Genomic DNA, 15,126 nt, shown 5'->3' with positions numbered 1-15,126 from the left:
TCTCTGGATGCGGTGGCAAATTAAACTTCAAAGAGGATGAAACTATGAGCAGCAAAATGATTTTGAGTAGCATGTTAAGAGGGTTTTTTGTAGCGTGGGTCTGTACTCTCACGGTGCCTGCCAGCGCTCAATTGGTATCGCCCGCTCAACCCAATGCCAAAGGTTTAAAGGAAAGTATTTCTGAGGTACATGATGATGGTGAGATGATTCTTACTGTGCTGTCTGATCAAACACACGTGTTAGACGCTGTGCTTAAAAGCAAGACCGCCGTTCACTACTATAGTTTTACTTCCGTCAGAGGCCAAGATGTGCTGGTGTCTAACGCACCGGGAGTGTCAGGTCCACCGTTTTGGGAGTTGGAATACTTCGATGGTGCTAACTGGCTGAAAAAACCTGATTCTGAAGATAAGTTCTCTAGTTTGATGCCTGGGACGGATGTGCTCATCAGGGTCATCCACAGAGCCGATGCCCCTTTCTCAGGACGGCCTTATCATTTGGCGATCGGCTCTTACCCGGTTTTAAAAGATTTCGAGTTTAGCGACGAAATCGGTGTTAACAGGATTCCTTCAGGCTATACCGAACCGTCTTGGTTATGGACACAGGGCTATACACAAGGAATCTTGAAAGCAAGATTCACCGACTCTGTCGGGGCGCCACTGAAAGGGGCTGTAGGTCGCTTTGTGCTCAGTCTTAAGGAATCCCGCATTCGGCCGGTCGTAGAGGAGGTGATCAGTGACGAGCACGGTGTCGTCACCAAAGTCGTCAACTTCGAGCGCTGTGCCGGAGGCCACGAGGCCAGGGATTACGTAAGCTACAATCACGGTACTAACACGTGGAGAAGTTATTACTATGTGGGAGGCTATGTATTTTCCAACTTTTTACTGGGTGCTAAGGGAGAGGTAGAGGCCAATAAAGATCTTAGGCTATTTGGCCATATCTGCAATCAACGGCTAATTAAAAGCGTTCCTGGGCCCGCCTAAATGAATAAGCTTGGCTGGTCATTCTCCAGCCAAGCTTATCGCTGCTTCAGATACGCACTGAGATATACGGTGTTCGTTTTTCCGCCCTCTCAGAGATTTGGTTTTTCCACGTTTGCTCCATGTCGTCGCTCTCGAGGATTTTTCCGTAGTCAACGATCCGGGCGATATCAGCCGCCTCAAGCTTGTAGCGGGCATTGAAGCCGGTTTTGTCATATTTGGCCAACGCTGACATTGCACTGGAATGGTCGACCAAATGACCCTTTATGCCTCGGTGCTCTAGCTGCTCTGTCAGCCAGATCCGCTCCTCTGCGGAGAGGCTTTCCTGAGGGTCGAGTATCCGGACATTCCCACTGCTATCAACGCCAACGCTGAAGTTTTTGGAAGCCAGTTCAGCTCGCAGGTTATAGACCTCGTTTTTGAATGAGGTATACGCCAGGTTTGCCAGTTCAAGCGATATGGCGGCATCAACCCTTTTCAAGGATAGATAGTCGGCCATGCTTGTTATGTTCTTCATATTCGGCTCGGCAAGCCATGGTTGTTCATCTTCCACTGCAACTGAATCTTGAGACACGTCTTGGCTGCCGGGGGATTCGTCGCCATGCTTTAGCTGTACTGAGATCCTCGCTGGCGCTAAAGCCGCGTGCTGCATCAGATTATGTAGTTCCATTTTTGCCTCCGCTGATTTATCCACTCCTTCGCGTAACGGCAATTCGCGGAAAAGCTTTGCCTGATAAACCAGTAGGAAACTTCCGAAGACCGGCCCAAGTGAGACCTTGTTCTCAAACCTTCACCACGCGCGTCGCCTTCGGGCTGCCCAATCGCTTGTTCAACTCCAGCCAGTTCGACAACAGCAGCATCAACCCCAGGCCTAGCAGCGCGGTGATCACGCGCATTTGCCAGGCATCGTCCGCCAGCGCGTTCGCCATATCGGCGAGCGGGGCGAGGAGGACGCCCAGACAGAAGATTTCCAGCGAGTATCGACCCATCCGGCAGGTCTGCTGGACAGGCCAGTTGTCGAGCCAGGTTACCGACGTCGGCAGTACCTTTGCGACGACATATACCAGCGCAAGGAAATGCAGCAAGCGCACCGGCGACAGATCGGTCTTGCTGATCGGATAGATCAGTTGGGTCAACGCTGAAGGTAGGAGCGCGTCATGCACGTCGGGGAATTTCCACAGCACGGTGATGACGCCGGCCATCAGCAGGTAGGTCGCCGCCATGAGAAACAGCGGCTGTTGCCAAAGCGGGCGAGCGCTGGGTTTAGCGGTCAGCTCGCGTTGAGTGTGCAAGGCAAAGGCCCCGCCAAGCACGAAGATCAACTGCCAGGCGACCGGGTTGAAATACCAGTAACCGCCACCTTCGTAGGCGCGCAGGTTCCAGCCGAGCAGCGGCACCATCATGTACAGCGCAATCGACAGGCCGATCGCCAGCGCCGCGTTGCGCAGCATGATCGGCAGAATGATCGGAAGAGCGCCCATCAGCAGAATGTATAGCGGCAGCGGGTCGGTGAGGTTGGGCTTGAACCTCAGCAACAATTCATCGGCCAGCGCCTGCTGCGGGTTGCCGACGAAATACTCCAGCCCCATCTCCCGCACCATGTCGCGGGTTTCGACGTGGTTGTTGGCGACGAAAACGATGCCCATCAGCAGCGTCAGCAAAAAGATGTGCGCGACGTACAACACCCATGTCCGCCGCAGGATACGCAGGCAGGCCACGACATAACCGTCACGCTGCGCCACCCGGCCGTAAGCGAGGACTGCAGCGTAGCCGGCGAGAAACACGAACACCTCGGCGGCATCGCTGAAACCAAAATTGCGCAGCGTCAGTTGCGCGAAAGGGTTGGCCGGCACGTGATCCCAAAAAATGAAAATCAGCGCCAGACCCCGAAAGAAGTCGATGCGATGGTCGCGTCCGTTCGTCATGACGGTGGGCCTTGCAAAGGTGTTTATAGAAGAGGGGCCAGTGGGGCCGTGGTTCCTTGCCGTCAGCAGGGTCAGATCGGCGGCGCGCAGGGTGGCGGGTTTGCGGGGTAAAAGCAAAGGGTGGATGTTGCAGGATGTCTCGCTTAAAAGCCCGCTACTGAGGTGCTGAACTACAGAAGAGCGGAATATCCTCTCATTGCCGCAGCAGTTTGAGGTAGACCCTGTTTGTAGATGCATTCAATGAACTGATCGGCCGTAAAAGGATTACGGATGAGCGCGCGGCGCATCTCTGCTGCGGCCGCCAACACTGCGGCTTGATCCAGGTCCCAGAGATTCATGATGAACTCATCTGGATGCTGGGCTTCAATCTCGAATGCGCATAAAGAGGTGGCCGGGAAATCTCGTAAATTGAACGTCACGATAACTTCTGCGTCACAGCGTATCGCTGCCGCCAGCACATGCACATCGTCTTCATCCGGTAAGCGCAGGCCAAAACAGAGATCCGCGTGTCCGGTGACAATGGCATCGGGTACCGCGCGAACCATCAATTCAGATATGCGATCCAGTTGCTCGGGCAGAAGATCCTTGCGGTTGAGAAGAAGGTTACGCTTCCACTCGTCGTCAATTTCGGCCGTCCACTTGGCCCTGTACAAGCCTTTTCCCGCGAGACGAATCAGCAAGTCTCGTAGCGGAGCTGGATACAACACGCACGCATCATAAACCGCTGTGAAAGGAGACTGCCGCATCAGTAGCCCATCTCGAGCTCTTCTGAAAGCCGGGACAAATCATCCATCGCTTTTCGGCTGGCTTCGTCGCGTTTGTTCTTGAACGCCATCAGGTCAGAGAACAACACTCTGCGGTGGCGACCGGTTTTGAAGTGAGGAAGAGCGCGTTCCTCAAGCAACTTGACCAAATGAGGTCTGGAGACGTTGAGCAGATCAGCGGCTTCCTGGGTCGTCAGCTCGGCGTGCACCGGGACAACCTTGACGGAGTTGCCCAACGCCAGTTCTCCGAGAATATCGACGAGCAGCCGAAGTGCGCTCGTGGGCAAGTCGACGGTGTGTGCCTTGTTCTCGGCATCGTAGATTTCGATTCGCTGGGTGTCGGTTCGGGTTGTCAGGTAGGCCGCCAGATCGCGTTGCCCCTGCACGGCGGCTGCGACTTCTCGGGCTTCGGGAAAGGCTGACGCAGTGGATGCATTCATGTCGGTGTACCGGCGCTGTAGGCAAGAGCTGATGATGGTATTCGAAATAAACGAAAATGCAATGGCGCAGTCAGGTCAGCCTGCCGTTCTGGCTAGTGAGCCGTAGAGCAGTCCGAGATCGACTGCTCTACGGCGGCTGAACGCTTTCAATCGATCTCATCCTTGTGACATCGTCAGGTTGGGCTGCAACCGGCATTTATTAGGACGAGCATCGCAGGAGGGGGTAATTCAGGCGCCCCTTTTTGTGCACGCAGATCCTGAATGCAACCGCAGATTACAGAGCTTCCGGCATCAGCATCGGCTTGCGGTCCAGTGTCTCGCTGATCATTCGATAGATGTCTTCCTTGCCGTCGTCATTGCAGCAGCGGATTTCGTGAAGCACTTCGCGCTCTTTGGGGGACAGCCCGATGTAGTTCCATTCGCAGGCCTGGCGCATGAACACGTCGTGGTCGTTGACGGGCATGACGTCGTCAGCGGCTTCATGAAAAGCCTCTACGATCGTTTCGATCAGGCTGACAAGCTCCTTGGATTCAGGCTTGCCGTCTGTCGCCTGGACCAGACGCTGCAGATGATTCAACGCACTGCGGGCGTCGATCAGCTTCATGTGTGCGGGGACGCTCATTTCGTAACGATCGATCAAGTGCATGGCACTACCTCCTGGTGTTGTTGTTCATTCCGTTCCCGTTGAGGACCGGGCTGGGTCGTCAGGGCGCGAACGTTAGCGGCAGGGGAGGCGTCGGAAAAGGCGAAAGTTGTAACCGTTACAAAATGGGTTCCGGTTGAACTATCTCGAATTGATACTGTATAACGTATTACATGATTGCTTACATTCTGGAGAAAGACGATGAAAGCCGACATCCATCCCGACTACCGTCAGGTCCTGTTCCACGACACCGCTGCCGATGTGTTTTTCCTGATCGGCTCCACGGTTGATACCGACCGTACGCACACTCACACCGATGGCAACTCCTACCCTTACGTTGCCCTCGACGTGTCTAGCGCGTCGCATCCCATGTACACCGGTCAACAGCGCAAAACCACCACCGAAGGCCGTATCGCCGGCTTTAACAAGCGTTTCGCCACCTTTGGCTCCGGCGCCAAGAAAGAAGAATGACAGCAGCACTTCCCGCGCTCCGGGCATCGCCAGTCGATCACCCGGGCGCGGGATTTTTTTTGCCCGTTTTTCCTGTATTCGGTCCTGCCCCCCACCTTGGCACTGGACTATCGGGCGAAATTGCTTTTAGCTCTGCGACCTGAAATTCAGGAGCATCCCCCTTTGAAAAAGTCAGTCGCCATCGTTTTCGGTGGGCAATCCTCCGAGCATGAAGTGTCGTTGCAATCGGCGCGCAACGTGATCAACGCGATTGATCGCAACAACTTCTCCATCACCCTGATCGGTGTCGACAAGCAGGGCCACTGGCTGCGCTTCGACGAGCAGGATTATCTGCAGAATCCCACCGATCCGGCGCACATCAAACTCAGTGAATCCGGCCGCCTGCTTTCGCTGATGCCGGGCGCCAGCGGGCCGCAGTTCGTGGAAGTGCAGACCGGCGCAGAGGTGCCGCGCATCGATGTGGTGTTCCCGCTGATACACGGCAGTTTCGGGGAGGACGGCTGCCTGCAAGGCATGTTGCGTTTGCTGGACATTCCGTTCGTGGGCCCGGATGTGCTGAGCTCTGCGGCGTGCATGGACAAGGACGTGACCAAACGGCTGCTGCGCGATGCGGGTATTTCGGTCGCGCCCTTTGTGGTCCTTCAACGTGGCGAGACGGTGGATTTTGTCAGCGTCTCTGCGCAGCTGGGCCTGCCGCTTTTCGTCAAGCCGGCGTGCCAGGGATCGTCGGTCGGCGTGAGCAAAGTCACTGACGAAGCCGGTTACGCCGCTGCGCTGAAACTGGCCTTCGACTACGACAACAAGGTGCTGATCGAGCAGGGCATCGTCGGTCGTGAGGTGGAATGCGCCGTGCTGGGCAACCACGAACCGAAGGTCAGCGTGTGCGGTGAGGTCGTCGCCAATGACGAGTTTTACGCCTACGACACCAAGTACCTGAACGACGGTCAGGCCCGCATCGCCATCCCTGCCCAAATGTCCGAGGATATGAGCGAGGCCGTGCGTGAAGTGGCGCTGCAGGCCTATCGCGTGCTGGGCTGCGCCGGTCTGGCGCGGGTGGACTTCTTCGTCACCGAGGCGCGGGAAATCATCATCAACGAGGTCAACACGCTCCCCGGTTTCACCTCCATCAGCATGTACCCCAAACTCTGGCAGGCCACCGGCTTGAGCTACGCCGAGCTGATCGACCGGTTGATCACACTGGCGCTGGAACGCGCTGAAGAAACCCGCGCGCTGAAGACCGAGGTGGTGCTGTGACGGTGAAAACGCTCCGCATCGCTGCCGCTCTCCTTACTCGCGCCGATGGCAAGACACTGCTGGTGCGCAAACGCGGGACCGAGGCGTTCATGCAGCCGGGCGGCAAGATCGACCCCGGTGAGTCGGCGCTCGATGCGCTGGCCCGTGAGCTGAACGAGGAACTGGGACTGGTCATCGCGCCTGAACACGCGCGATTTTTGGGTGAGTTTTCGGCGGTGGCGGCGAACGAGCCGGGCTTCGAGGTGAACTGCCAGCTGTATGGCGTTCAGGTTGAGGATCCGGTCAGTCCCGCAGCCGAGATCGAAGAAGCAATCTGGGTCGACGGCGGGAATGTTGACCAGTTGCACCTCGCGCCGCTGACCCGGGATTCGATATTGCCGCTGTACCGAAGCCTGCAAAACGCCTGATTTGCAGGCGCTGCATTGCATGGGGTAAGCAGCGTGGCGTCAACGCACCGCACTCACCCCGTCCAGTGTCGAAAACGACGTGTCCTTCGCCGTCAGCAAGAAGTCTCGCATGTAGGGCGCGTCCAGCATGTCTGCACGAATGGCCGCGTACAGCGTGGCGAACAATCCTTTTTCCCCCAGCCGCTTGCCCTTCACGTACCCGCGTGAGCTGTATTCATGCAGCGCCCAGTGCGGCATCCCACATACCCCGCGGCCGCTGGCCACCAGTTGCATCATCATCACCGTCAGCTCGGACGTGCGCACCTGCGCAGGTTCGATGTCGGCCGGCTCGAGAAAGCGCGTGAAAATGTCCAGCCGGTCGCGCTCGACGGGGTAGGTGATCAGCGTTTCATTGATCAGGTCTTCCGGCACCACATAAGGCCTGGCCGCCAGCGGGTGCTGATTGGCGACCGCGAGCATCGCCTCGTAGGTGAACAGCGGCACGTAGGTAATGCCTGCCAGCTCCAGAGGGTCGGAGGTCACCACCAGATCCAGATCACCGCGGGCCAGGGCGGGCAGGGGCGCGAAAGCGAAGCCCGACGCCAGATCAAGCTCCACCTCCGGCCACGCATCGCGGAACTGATCGATCGTCGGCATCAGCCACTGAAAGCAACTGTGGCATTCGATCGCCATGTGCAGGCGTCCGGCGACACCGCCGGCAAGCCGCGAGATATCCCGCTCGGCATGGCGCAGCTGCGGCAGCACCGAATCGGCCAGTTGCAACAGGCGCAAGCCCGCGCTGGTGAACCTCACCGGTTTGGTCTTGCGCACGAACAGCGGCATGCCCATACGTTCTTCCAGTTCCTTGAACTGGTGGGACAGCGCCGATTGCGTCAGATGCAGGCGGTCGGCCGCGTCGACGAGGCTGTCTGCTTCGCGTAATGCATGCAGGGTTTTCAGGTGACGAATTTCCAGCACCGACGGCGCTCCATGAGTAAATTTTGTGATCAACACGAATTTAATGAGTTTGTCTCATGTAAGGAGAAGTGTCGACAATGGCGCCATCTTTTGAAGGAAGCAGTCAGCATGGGCCATGTCAACAACACTCATTTTCCTCACATCGGCGTGGCCAAGGGCTTCAAGCACATCCTCGAAACCCTGGGTGATGGTGTTGAGGTGGATGCAGTGCCAACGCTCACCCGTGATCAACGCTTTAACCTGAATTGGGCGCCGCTGTTCGATGAGGTCGATGAAGCCCGCGCGCAGGGCCAAACGATCCGGCCGGAAATCATCGGGCCATTGACCTACCTCTGGCTGGGGCAGGCGGAGGGCGAAAGCTTCGACAAGCTCGACTTGCTTGATCGTCTGCTGCCGGTGTACGGCGAGATCCTGGGTCGGCTGGCGGGCAAGGGCGTCGAGTGGGTGCAGATCGACGAGCCGATCCTGACCCTCGATTTGCCGCAGGACTGGAAGAACGCCTTCGAGCGCGCTTACCACGCTCTGCAATATTCGCCGCTCAAGAAGCTGCTCGCGGTGTCTTGCGGCGGTCTCGGGCTGGGCAGCAACCTTGGCCTTGCGGTGTGTTTGCCTGTGCAAGGCCTGCATGTCGATGTGCTGAGTGCCCCGGAGCAGATGCCTCTGGTGCTGGACCGCCTGCCGATCTACAAGGTGCTGTCGCTGGGTGTGGCAGGGGAACTGGACGCAGCAGGCGTGAACGCTGAAGCCGCGCTTGAGGTGGTGAAGGAAGCGCAATTGCGCTTTGCCGACAACCTCTGGGTCGCAGATTCGATCAGCTCGCAGGCATCAGCGGCCGCGTGAATGCAGGTCGAGATGACCGTTTTGCTACCGCTCAGCCCTCTTCATCAAACTGTCACGCAACTGTGGCAGCGCGCTTGAGAAAACTTCATCAGACTCGCGGCCTACTGGGGTTCTGTGTGTCGGTGTTTTTCCATGCGGGTTTTACTTTTTCTGGCTGCGCTCTTGTGCAGCCTGCCGTCTTTTGCGGCCTCTCGATGCGATGTTGATGTTCCCACGCAAGTGGCCGAGCTCGATGACGTGCACCTGGCGTATCAGAGCATCGGTCGTGATTCCGACCCGGCGCTGTTGCTGGTCATGGGCCTCGGTGGACAACTGATCCACTGGCCGGATGAAGTGGTCGTGGCCCTGTGTCAGCAGGGCTTTCGCGTGATTCGCTACGACAACCGGGACGTCGGATTGTCGACCTGGGTCCAGGCGCCGCCGAGCCCAAACCTCACCTATGAAGTGCTGCGCTACAAAATCGGCCTGCCGGTGTCGGCACCGTACTCGCTCACCGACATGGCTCAGGATGCGCTGGGCCTGATGGACGCGCTGCACGTTCAGCAGTTTCACGTGCTGGGTGCGAGCATGGGCGGCATGATCGCGCAGCATCTGGCGGACATGGCGCCCAGGCGCGTGGAGAGTCTGACGCTGATCATGACCAGCTCCGGCGCGCCCGGCCTGCCGATGCCCAGCCCGGCGTTGTTGCAACTGCTGGCACGTCGTGGCGCGCCGGACCGGCAGACTGCCCTTGAGCAACAGGCTGATCTTCTGGCGGCGCTGGGCAGCCCGGAGGTCAAGGACGATCGGCAGATGCTGCTGCATCAGGCGGCGGTTTCCTACGACCGGGCGTTCAATCCTGAAGGCGTGAAACGGCAGATTCTGGCGATCCTCGCCGAACCCAGCCGAGTCGAACTGTTGAACCGCCTGCGGGTGCCTACACTGGTCGTGCACGGCACGGCGGATCCGCTATTGCCAGTGATGCACGGGATTCATGTGGCAGCACACATTCAGGGCAGTCAACTGAAGCTCATTCCCGGCCTGGCCCACCGTTTTCAGGAAGCGTTCAAAGCCCCTTTGCTGGCGGCCGTGTTGCCCTATTTGCGCGAGCATCGTGAAGACGCTTCCCACGTCGCGCAGCTCTGATGCAGCGCCTTGCTTGACCTGCCTGTTGAGGACGGTCGCGCCGGTGTAGGGTTTGAGCGCCAGCGTGATCGGCGTATCGTGGCGCTTTCCCTCCCTTGCACGAGGCTGCCATGAGCACTCCGCTGAAAATCGACTTCATCTCCGACGTGTCCTGCCCCTGGTGCATCGTCGGCCTGCGCGCGCTGGACCAGGCGCTTGAGCACCTGGGCGATGAAGTCCAGGCCGACATCCACTTCCAACCCTTCGAACTCAACCCGCAGATGCCGCCGGAAGGCCAGGATATCTTCGAGCACATCGCCGAAAAGTACGGCTCCACGCGGGAACAATTCCAGGCCAACGCCGAGAACATTCGTGAGCGCGGCGCTGAGCTCGGGTTCGTTTTCAAGCAGGGCGAGCGACGCATCTTCAACACCTTCGATGCCCATCGACTGTTGCACTGGGCCGAGCTGGAAGGCAAGCAGCATGCGCTGAAAGACGCGCTGTTCACCGCGTACTTCAGCCAGCATGCCAACGTATCCAGCCACCAAGTGCTGGCAGATATTGCGCAGAAAGTCGGGCTGGACCGGGTGCGCGCCGAGGCCTTGCTGGCCAGCGACCACTACGCCAGCGAAGTTCGCGAACTGGAACAATTGTGGGTGTCGCGGGGCGTGAGTTCGGTGCCGACAATCGTTTTTAACGACCAGTATGCCGTGTCCGGTGGGCAACCGGTTGACGTGTTCGTCAGCGCCATTCGTCAGATCGTGGGCGAAGAATCGAGCGTGGTTGACCCTGTCAGCTGAGACCTGTCATCAACCCTGAAGCGCATCGCGAAGGCGGTTATCCGGGGTGTCTGGACCCCGGATGACGGTCAACGGCGGTGCGCTATCTACTGTCATGTGTTGTTACGCATCGCCCGTTGCATTCCAAAAAACACTTGCTCCTCCCAGCCACTTTCGGATATCAATTTGTACATGATTAGACAGGTTCGATTCGACAAGAAAAAACGTGTAGTGGATGAGCTGGCCCGACGCATCGAAAGCGGCCAGATGGGCTCGGGCGAATTGTTGCCCGGCGAGAATCTGCTTGCCCAGGAATTCAACGTTAGCCGAGGCACGCTGCGCGAAGCGCTGTCCGAACTCAAGCGACGCAACTACATCGCCACGCAAACCGGCGTCGGCTCGATCGTGACCTACGACGGCATCTCGCTGGATCAGCGTGCCGGGTGGGCCCAGGCCCTGGCCGACACCGGCGCCAGGGTCAGCACCGAGATTCTGCGTCTGGTGGCGGTGCAGCGGCCTGACCTGGCGGGCCGGTTTGGTACCGCGGAGTTCATCGCACTGGACCGTCGTCGAACGGCAGGCGATGGCAGCGTCGTGTCGCTGGAGCGCGTGCTGATCCCGGCCTGCGACGGCCTGGAAAATCTGCCCCGCGACGGGCTGATCGAAGATTCGCTGACAGTCACGCTGGCCGCCCACGGCTATGTCGGGGATCGCGGCGATCAGTGGATCGGTGCCGAGCCCCTGAGCAACGACGACGCGGCGCTGATGTTGCGCCAGCCGGGCTCGGTGTTCCTCAAGGCGACGCGCACCACGTTTGATCGCCGCGAACGTTTCATGGAGCACGTGGAAAGTCTTCTGGACCCCGTGCATTTTCGTCTGCATCTGGCTTTTGGATCGTCCACATGACCGCACTGATCGACACTCGCGACCGAGGCTTGGGCGCTTTCTACGGACTGGCGCTGGGCGATGCCTTGGGCATGCCGACGCAATCCCTGAGTCGCGAACAGATCAGGCAGCGATTCGACCGCATCACGACCTTGCAAGCGGCCGGTGCTGATCAGCCCATTGCGCCTAACATGCCTGCCGGCTCTATCACCGATGACACCGAACAGGCGGTGCTGGTCGCCGAATTGCTGGTCGCCGGTAGAGGGCGCATCGAGCCTTCGGACCTGGCGCAACACTTGATCGACTGGGAAGCGGTGATGCAGGCCAAGGGTTCCCAAGACCTGTTGGGCCCTTCGACCAAGCGCGCCATCGAGATGATTCTGGCCGGGTACAGTCCTGAAGAAGCCGGGCGTTTCGGCACCACCAACGGCGCCGCGATGCGCATTACGCCGGTGGGCATTGCCTTCGACGTACGCGAAGAAGCGCGCTTCGTCGAAGCGGTGAAACAGGCCTGCCAGGTCACCCACAACACCAACCTCGGGATCTCCAGCGCAGCGGCGGTGGCGGCGGTTGTCTCGGCGGGCATCAGCGGCGCCAGTCTCGGCGAGGCTCTCGACGTCGGCGCGCATATTGCCCAGGAGGCCGAGCGTTACGGCTACTGGATCGCCGGCGGCCGCATCGCCGCCCGAATCCGATGGGCCAAACAGATGTGCGCCGAATGCAGCAATGAACAACTTCCCGATTTGATTTATGACGTGATCGGCACGTCCGTCGCCTCCCAGGAATCGGTGGTCGCCGCGTTCGCCCTCGCCCATCAAGTGGCTCGCGGGCAGATGTCGGCATTCGACGCACTGTGCATGGCCGCCAGTCTGGGCGGTGACACCGACACCATCGCCGCCATTCTCGGGGCGATGCTCGGCGCCTGCGAAGGCATGGGCGCCTGGCCTGCACCGCTGATCAAACAGATCCAGACCGTCAACGCGCTCGACCTTCATCCCGTGGTCGAGCAGTTGCTGTCCCTGCGCGGGGTCTGACCCGGCCGACGCAGCCCGATCAAAGAACAAGACCTACCTCCCGGCTCCATTGGCCGCGAGTCGGGGCTTTTGCAGCCTGCAAAAGCCTACGCTGACACGGATGTCGTTTGCTTTGCGCACTGCCCACAACCAGAACAAATGGCACAGGAGCATCCACATGACGTCATCCAACGCCGCTCAAGGCGCAGGTCAGCTTGAAACACGCGGCATCGAGCCGGTTCCGGAAAACGAATGCAACGGTCACCCGTTGCAGCTTTTCTGGGTGTGGTTCGCGGCCAACATCAGCATCCTCGGTCTGCCGCTGGGGGCGACGCTCGTGGCCTTCCGCGGGCTGTCGATCGGGCAGGCGATCATCGTCGCAATCCTCGGCGCGGCCGGTTCGTTTGCGGTGGTCGGGGTCATTTCCATTGCCGGCCGACGGGGCAGGGCGCCGAGTCTTACGCTTTCCCGGGCGATTTTCGGAGTGCGCGGGAATATTGGTCCGACTATCGTCTCGCTGATGTCGCGTCTGGGCTGGGAAACCGTGAACACCACGACCGCCGCGTTCGTACTGCTGTCGCTGTGCTCGATCCTTTTCGCCACGCCGGTGGAGGCCAAGAGCGCGCCGGGCCTGACCCTGGTATTCATCGCCATTTTCGTGCTGATGACACTGACCGTTTCCGGCCTCGGCCACGCCACCTTGCTGGTCATCCAGAAATGGGCGACGTACGTCTTCGGCGCGTTGAACGTCATCGTCGGCGGTTTCCTGATCGCGCACATCGACTGGGCTGCAGTGTTCAATGCCACGCCTGCACCGGTGAGCGCGATGGTCATCGGCATCGGCACCATGGCGGCCGGCACGGGTATCGGCTGGGCCAACGCGGGCGCCGACATGTCGCGTTACCAGCATCGCAGCGTCAAGGCCACGCGGCTGGTGGCGTCGGCCGCTTTCGGCGCGGGCATCCCGCTGGTGTTGCTGATCACCTTGGGCGGCCTGCTGTCGGTGGGCAATGACCACCTGGCGTCGGCCACCGATCCGATCATCGCGATCCGCGAGCTGCTGCCGACCTGGATGGCGGTGCCGTACCTGATCACGGCGTTCGGCGGGCTACTGCTCTCCAATAATCTGTCGGTGTACTCGGCGGGCCTGACCACGCTGACCCTGGGCCTGCGGATCAAGCGCGTGCACGCAGTGATTGTCGACATCGTGGCGATCTTCGCCGGTTCGATTTACTTCATGCTGATCGCCGACAGTTTTTACGGCCCGTTCATCACGTTCATTTCCATGCTCGCCGTGCCGATCACTGCGTGGGTGGGGATCTTCATCGTCGACCTGATGCATCGCCACTACTACTCACCGGCTGATTTGATGGACGTCTCGCCGCGCAGCGCCTATTGGTATCGCGGCGGCATCGAGTGGCGTGCGCTGGGTGCATGGGCCCTGGCCATCGTGCTCGGTTACAGTTTCACCACCGTCGCAACCACCCCGGAGAATGTGCTGTTCAAGGGTTTGCTGTCCGACTCGTGGTTCGGCCATAACGGCCTGGGCTGGATCGTCACCTTCGTGGTGGCGGGCGGTCTGTATGCGTTACTGGGCGGTGCCCGTGACCGTCGCGTTATTGCCGAAGAGGTTGTTCATGCCCGCTAGATTGCTCTACACCGGCCAGGTCGTGGTCGATCTGGTCATGGCGCTGGACGCCTTGCCCCGTTCCGGCGGCGATGTGCTCGCCCGTTCCGCGGCTTTCGAAACTGGCGGGGGGTTCAACGTGATGGCCGCCGCGCGCCGCAACGGGCTGCCAACGGTGTATCTCGGTCGCCACGGCGCGGGGCGTTTCGGCGATCTGGCGCGGCAGGCCATGGCGACAGAGGGCATCGACATCGCGACTGCGGCTTCGACGGGCCAGGACACCGGCCTGTCGGTGGCGCTCATAGAGCCCTCAGCCGAGCGCTCGTTCATTTCCTACGTCGGTGCCGAGGGCGGTTTGTCGGCTGACGATCTGGGTAGCGTCAATGTGCAGCCTGAGGATTACGTGTTCGTCAGCGGCTACAGCTTGCTGCACGAAGGCAAGGCGTCGACGCTGCTGGACTGGCTTGCGCGGTTGCCGGCAGGGGCGGGCGTGGTGTTCGATCCGGGGCCGCTGATTGATTCGCCGGAGGCGTCCGACATGCAGGCGGTGTTGCCATTGATCACGCTGTGGACGAGCAATGCGGAAGAGGCGCTGCGCTTCACCGGGTGCGAGGCGATCGATGGGGCCCTTGAGAGGCTGGCGCACTGGCTGCGCGACGACGCGTTATTGGTGGTGCGTGATGGACCGAACGGCTGCTGGATTCGTCAGGGTCACGAGACCCGACACGTGCGCGGCTTCCCGGTCACGGCCATCGACACCAACGGCGCCGGCGATGCCCATGCAGGCGTGTTGCTGGCCGGGCTGGCGTCAGGGCTGACAGCTGCTCAAGCGGCAATGCGCGCCAATGCCGCCGCAGCCATCGCCGTCACCCGCTGGGGCCCGGCAACTGCCCCGACGGCGGCAGAGGTGGATGCATGGGTTGCCGGTGTCTGATTCTAAGATTTCCTGTCGTCCAGACACCGCGTTATCGCGTTGCGAGCGACGATCATGTGGGAGTGACCGGGGTGGCGCTCCACCTTGCTCACGAAGGCGGTATTTC

At 59.8% G+C, this 15,126-nt stretch carries 16 protein-coding genes and 1 pseudogene; 11 read left to right on the top strand and 6 right to left on the bottom strand.

Features of this window, described 5'->3' with window-relative positions; translation table 11 throughout:
- Window positions 1–44 precede the first annotated feature (44 nt).
- Window positions 45–980, top strand: coding sequence for a hypothetical protein (locus AC0Z8Z_RS01030; RefSeq protein ID WP_485617447.1), 936 nt, complete (start codon window positions 45–47; stop codon window positions 978–980).
- Window positions 981–1,026: 46 nt separating this feature from the next.
- Here AC0Z8Z_RS01030 and AC0Z8Z_RS01025 read toward each other — a convergent pair whose 3' ends face one another.
- From AC0Z8Z_RS01025 to AC0Z8Z_RS01005, 5 genes are all read right to left on the bottom strand, one after another.
- Window positions 1,027–1,647 (bottom strand): hypothetical protein, encoded by a 621-nt coding sequence (locus AC0Z8Z_RS01025; protein WP_485617445.1) that lies wholly within the window; start codon window positions 1,645–1,647, stop codon window positions 1,027–1,029.
- Between the two features lie 112 nt (window positions 1,648–1,759).
- The gene (locus tag AC0Z8Z_RS01020; RefSeq protein WP_485617443.1) at window positions 1,760–2,902 is read right to left on the bottom strand and encodes an OpgC domain-containing protein; all 1,143 of its coding nucleotides are present in this window, start codon (window positions 2,900–2,902) and stop codon (window positions 1,760–1,762) included.
- A 170-nt stretch (window positions 2,903–3,072) separates the two neighbouring features.
- The gene (locus AC0Z8Z_RS01015) at window positions 3,073–3,648 is read right to left on the bottom strand and encodes a PIN domain-containing protein (protein WP_485617441.1); all 576 of its coding nucleotides are present in this window, start codon (window positions 3,646–3,648) and stop codon (window positions 3,073–3,075) included.
- Window positions 3,648–4,106, bottom strand: coding sequence for a helix-turn-helix domain-containing protein (locus AC0Z8Z_RS01010; protein WP_485617439.1), 459 nt, complete (start codon window positions 4,104–4,106; stop codon window positions 3,648–3,650). Before AC0Z8Z_RS01010 ends, AC0Z8Z_RS01015 begins: the two co-directional genes overlap by 1 nt.
- A gap of 274 nt (window positions 4,107–4,380) precedes the next feature.
- Window positions 4,381–4,752 (bottom strand): hypothetical protein, encoded by a 372-nt coding sequence (locus AC0Z8Z_RS01005; protein ID WP_172609447.1) that lies wholly within the window; start codon window positions 4,750–4,752, stop codon window positions 4,381–4,383.
- A gap of 198 nt (window positions 4,753–4,950) precedes the next feature.
- Here AC0Z8Z_RS01005 and AC0Z8Z_RS01000 point away from each other — a divergent pair, with 198 nt between their 5' ends.
- The 3 genes from AC0Z8Z_RS01000 to AC0Z8Z_RS00990 all read left to right on the top strand — a co-directional run bounded on the left by AC0Z8Z_RS01000 (window position 4,951) and on the right by AC0Z8Z_RS00990 (window position 6,881).
- Complete coding sequence (locus AC0Z8Z_RS01000) at window positions 4,951–5,220, top strand: type B 50S ribosomal protein L31 (protein ID WP_122536087.1); 270 nt, start codon at window positions 4,951–4,953, stop codon at window positions 5,218–5,220.
- Between the two features lie 162 nt (window positions 5,221–5,382).
- Window positions 5,383–6,474, top strand: a complete 1,092-nt coding sequence (gene ddlA / locus AC0Z8Z_RS00995; protein WP_205486921.1) for a D-alanine--D-alanine ligase — start codon at window positions 5,383–5,385, stop codon at window positions 6,472–6,474.
- A gap of 2 nt (window positions 6,475–6,476) precedes the next feature.
- Window positions 6,477–6,881, top strand: a complete 405-nt coding sequence (locus tag AC0Z8Z_RS00990) for an NUDIX hydrolase (RefSeq protein WP_485617437.1) — start codon at window positions 6,477–6,479, stop codon at window positions 6,879–6,881.
- Between the two features lie 39 nt (window positions 6,882–6,920).
- Here the strand turns inward: AC0Z8Z_RS00990 and metR are convergent, their stop codons facing one another.
- Window positions 6,921–7,838, bottom strand: coding sequence for a transcriptional regulator MetR (metR, locus tag AC0Z8Z_RS00985; protein ID WP_065992512.1), 918 nt, complete (start codon window positions 7,836–7,838; stop codon window positions 6,921–6,923).
- Between the two features lie 207 nt (window positions 7,839–8,045).
- Here metR and AC0Z8Z_RS00980 point away from each other — a divergent pair.
- From AC0Z8Z_RS00980 to AC0Z8Z_RS00950, 7 genes and pseudogenes are all read left to right on the top strand, one after another.
- A pseudogene (locus AC0Z8Z_RS00980) lies at window positions 8,046–8,654 on the top strand (uroporphyrinogen decarboxylase/cobalamine-independent methonine synthase family protein); the annotation flags it as partial.
- A 156-nt stretch (window positions 8,655–8,810) separates the two neighbouring features.
- Window positions 8,811–9,803, top strand: a complete 993-nt coding sequence (locus tag AC0Z8Z_RS00975) for an alpha/beta fold hydrolase (protein WP_172609444.1) — start codon at window positions 8,811–8,813, stop codon at window positions 9,801–9,803.
- A gap of 110 nt (window positions 9,804–9,913) precedes the next feature.
- Window positions 9,914–10,582: a DsbA family oxidoreductase gene (locus AC0Z8Z_RS00970; protein ID WP_485617435.1), complete on the top strand. Its 669-nt coding sequence runs from the start codon at window positions 9,914–9,916 to the stop codon at window positions 10,580–10,582.
- Window positions 10,583–10,753: 171 nt separating this feature from the next.
- Window positions 10,754–11,467: a GntR family transcriptional regulator gene (locus AC0Z8Z_RS00965; RefSeq protein WP_163023094.1), complete on the top strand. Its 714-nt coding sequence runs from the start codon at window positions 10,754–10,756 to the stop codon at window positions 11,465–11,467.
- Window positions 11,464–12,480 (top strand): ADP-ribosylglycohydrolase family protein, encoded by a 1,017-nt coding sequence (locus AC0Z8Z_RS00960; protein ID WP_485617433.1) that lies wholly within the window; start codon window positions 11,464–11,466, stop codon window positions 12,478–12,480. Before AC0Z8Z_RS00965 ends, AC0Z8Z_RS00960 begins: the two co-directional genes overlap by 4 nt.
- A gap of 157 nt (window positions 12,481–12,637) precedes the next feature.
- Window positions 12,638–14,107, top strand: a complete 1,470-nt coding sequence (locus AC0Z8Z_RS00955; RefSeq protein ID WP_485617431.1) for a purine-cytosine permease family protein — start codon at window positions 12,638–12,640, stop codon at window positions 14,105–14,107.
- Window positions 14,097–15,020 carry a PfkB family carbohydrate kinase gene (locus AC0Z8Z_RS00950; RefSeq protein ID WP_485617429.1) on the top strand — a complete coding sequence of 308 codons (924 nt, stop codon included), beginning with the start codon at window positions 14,097–14,099 and terminating at the stop codon, window positions 15,018–15,020. The genes AC0Z8Z_RS00955 and AC0Z8Z_RS00950 overlap by 11 nt, the downstream gene beginning before the upstream one ends.
- Window positions 15,021–15,126: the final 106 nt, after the last annotated feature.

The sequence above is a fragment of the Pseudomonas sp. 1L-C-7-B-C1 genome (assembly GCF_057291635.1).
The sequence above is the reverse complement of the archived record's forward strand: the minus strand, read 5'-3'. Positions and strand labels throughout refer to the sequence as shown.

Excerpts from the sequence above, each read along its gene's own strand:
- AC0Z8Z_RS01030 (WP_485617447.1), top strand. The coding sequence starts at position 45 with ATGAGCAGCAAAATGATTTTGAGTAGCATGTTAAGAGGGTTTTTTGTA.
- AC0Z8Z_RS01025 (WP_485617445.1), bottom strand. The coding sequence starts at position 1,647 with ATGGAACTACATAATCTGATGCAGCACGCGGCTTTAGCGCCAGCGAGG.
- AC0Z8Z_RS01020 (WP_485617443.1), bottom strand. The coding sequence starts at position 2,902 with ATGACGAACGGACGCGACCATCGCATCGACTTCTTTCGGGGTCTGGCG.
- AC0Z8Z_RS01015 (WP_485617441.1), bottom strand. The coding sequence starts at position 3,648 with ATGCGGCAGTCTCCTTTCACAGCGGTTTATGATGCGTGCGTGTTGTAT.
- AC0Z8Z_RS01010 (WP_485617439.1), bottom strand. The coding sequence starts at position 4,106 with ATGAATGCATCCACTGCGTCAGCCTTTCCCGAAGCCCGAGAAGTCGCA.
- AC0Z8Z_RS01005 (WP_172609447.1), bottom strand. The coding sequence starts at position 4,752 with ATGCACTTGATCGATCGTTACGAAATGAGCGTCCCCGCACACATGAAG.
- AC0Z8Z_RS01000 (WP_122536087.1), top strand. The coding sequence starts at position 4,951 with ATGAAAGCCGACATCCATCCCGACTACCGTCAGGTCCTGTTCCACGAC.
- AC0Z8Z_RS00975 (WP_172609444.1), top strand. The coding sequence starts at position 8,811 with ATGCGGGTTTTACTTTTTCTGGCTGCGCTCTTGTGCAGCCTGCCGTCT.
- AC0Z8Z_RS00970 (WP_485617435.1), top strand. The coding sequence starts at position 9,914 with ATGAGCACTCCGCTGAAAATCGACTTCATCTCCGACGTGTCCTGCCCC.
- AC0Z8Z_RS00965 (WP_163023094.1), top strand. The coding sequence starts at position 10,754 with ATGATTAGACAGGTTCGATTCGACAAGAAAAAACGTGTAGTGGATGAG.
- AC0Z8Z_RS00960 (WP_485617433.1), top strand. The coding sequence starts at position 11,464 with ATGACCGCACTGATCGACACTCGCGACCGAGGCTTGGGCGCTTTCTAC.
- AC0Z8Z_RS00955 (WP_485617431.1), top strand. The coding sequence starts at position 12,638 with ATGACGTCATCCAACGCCGCTCAAGGCGCAGGTCAGCTTGAAACACGC.
- AC0Z8Z_RS00950 (WP_485617429.1), top strand. The coding sequence starts at position 14,097 with ATGCCCGCTAGATTGCTCTACACCGGCCAGGTCGTGGTCGATCTGGTC.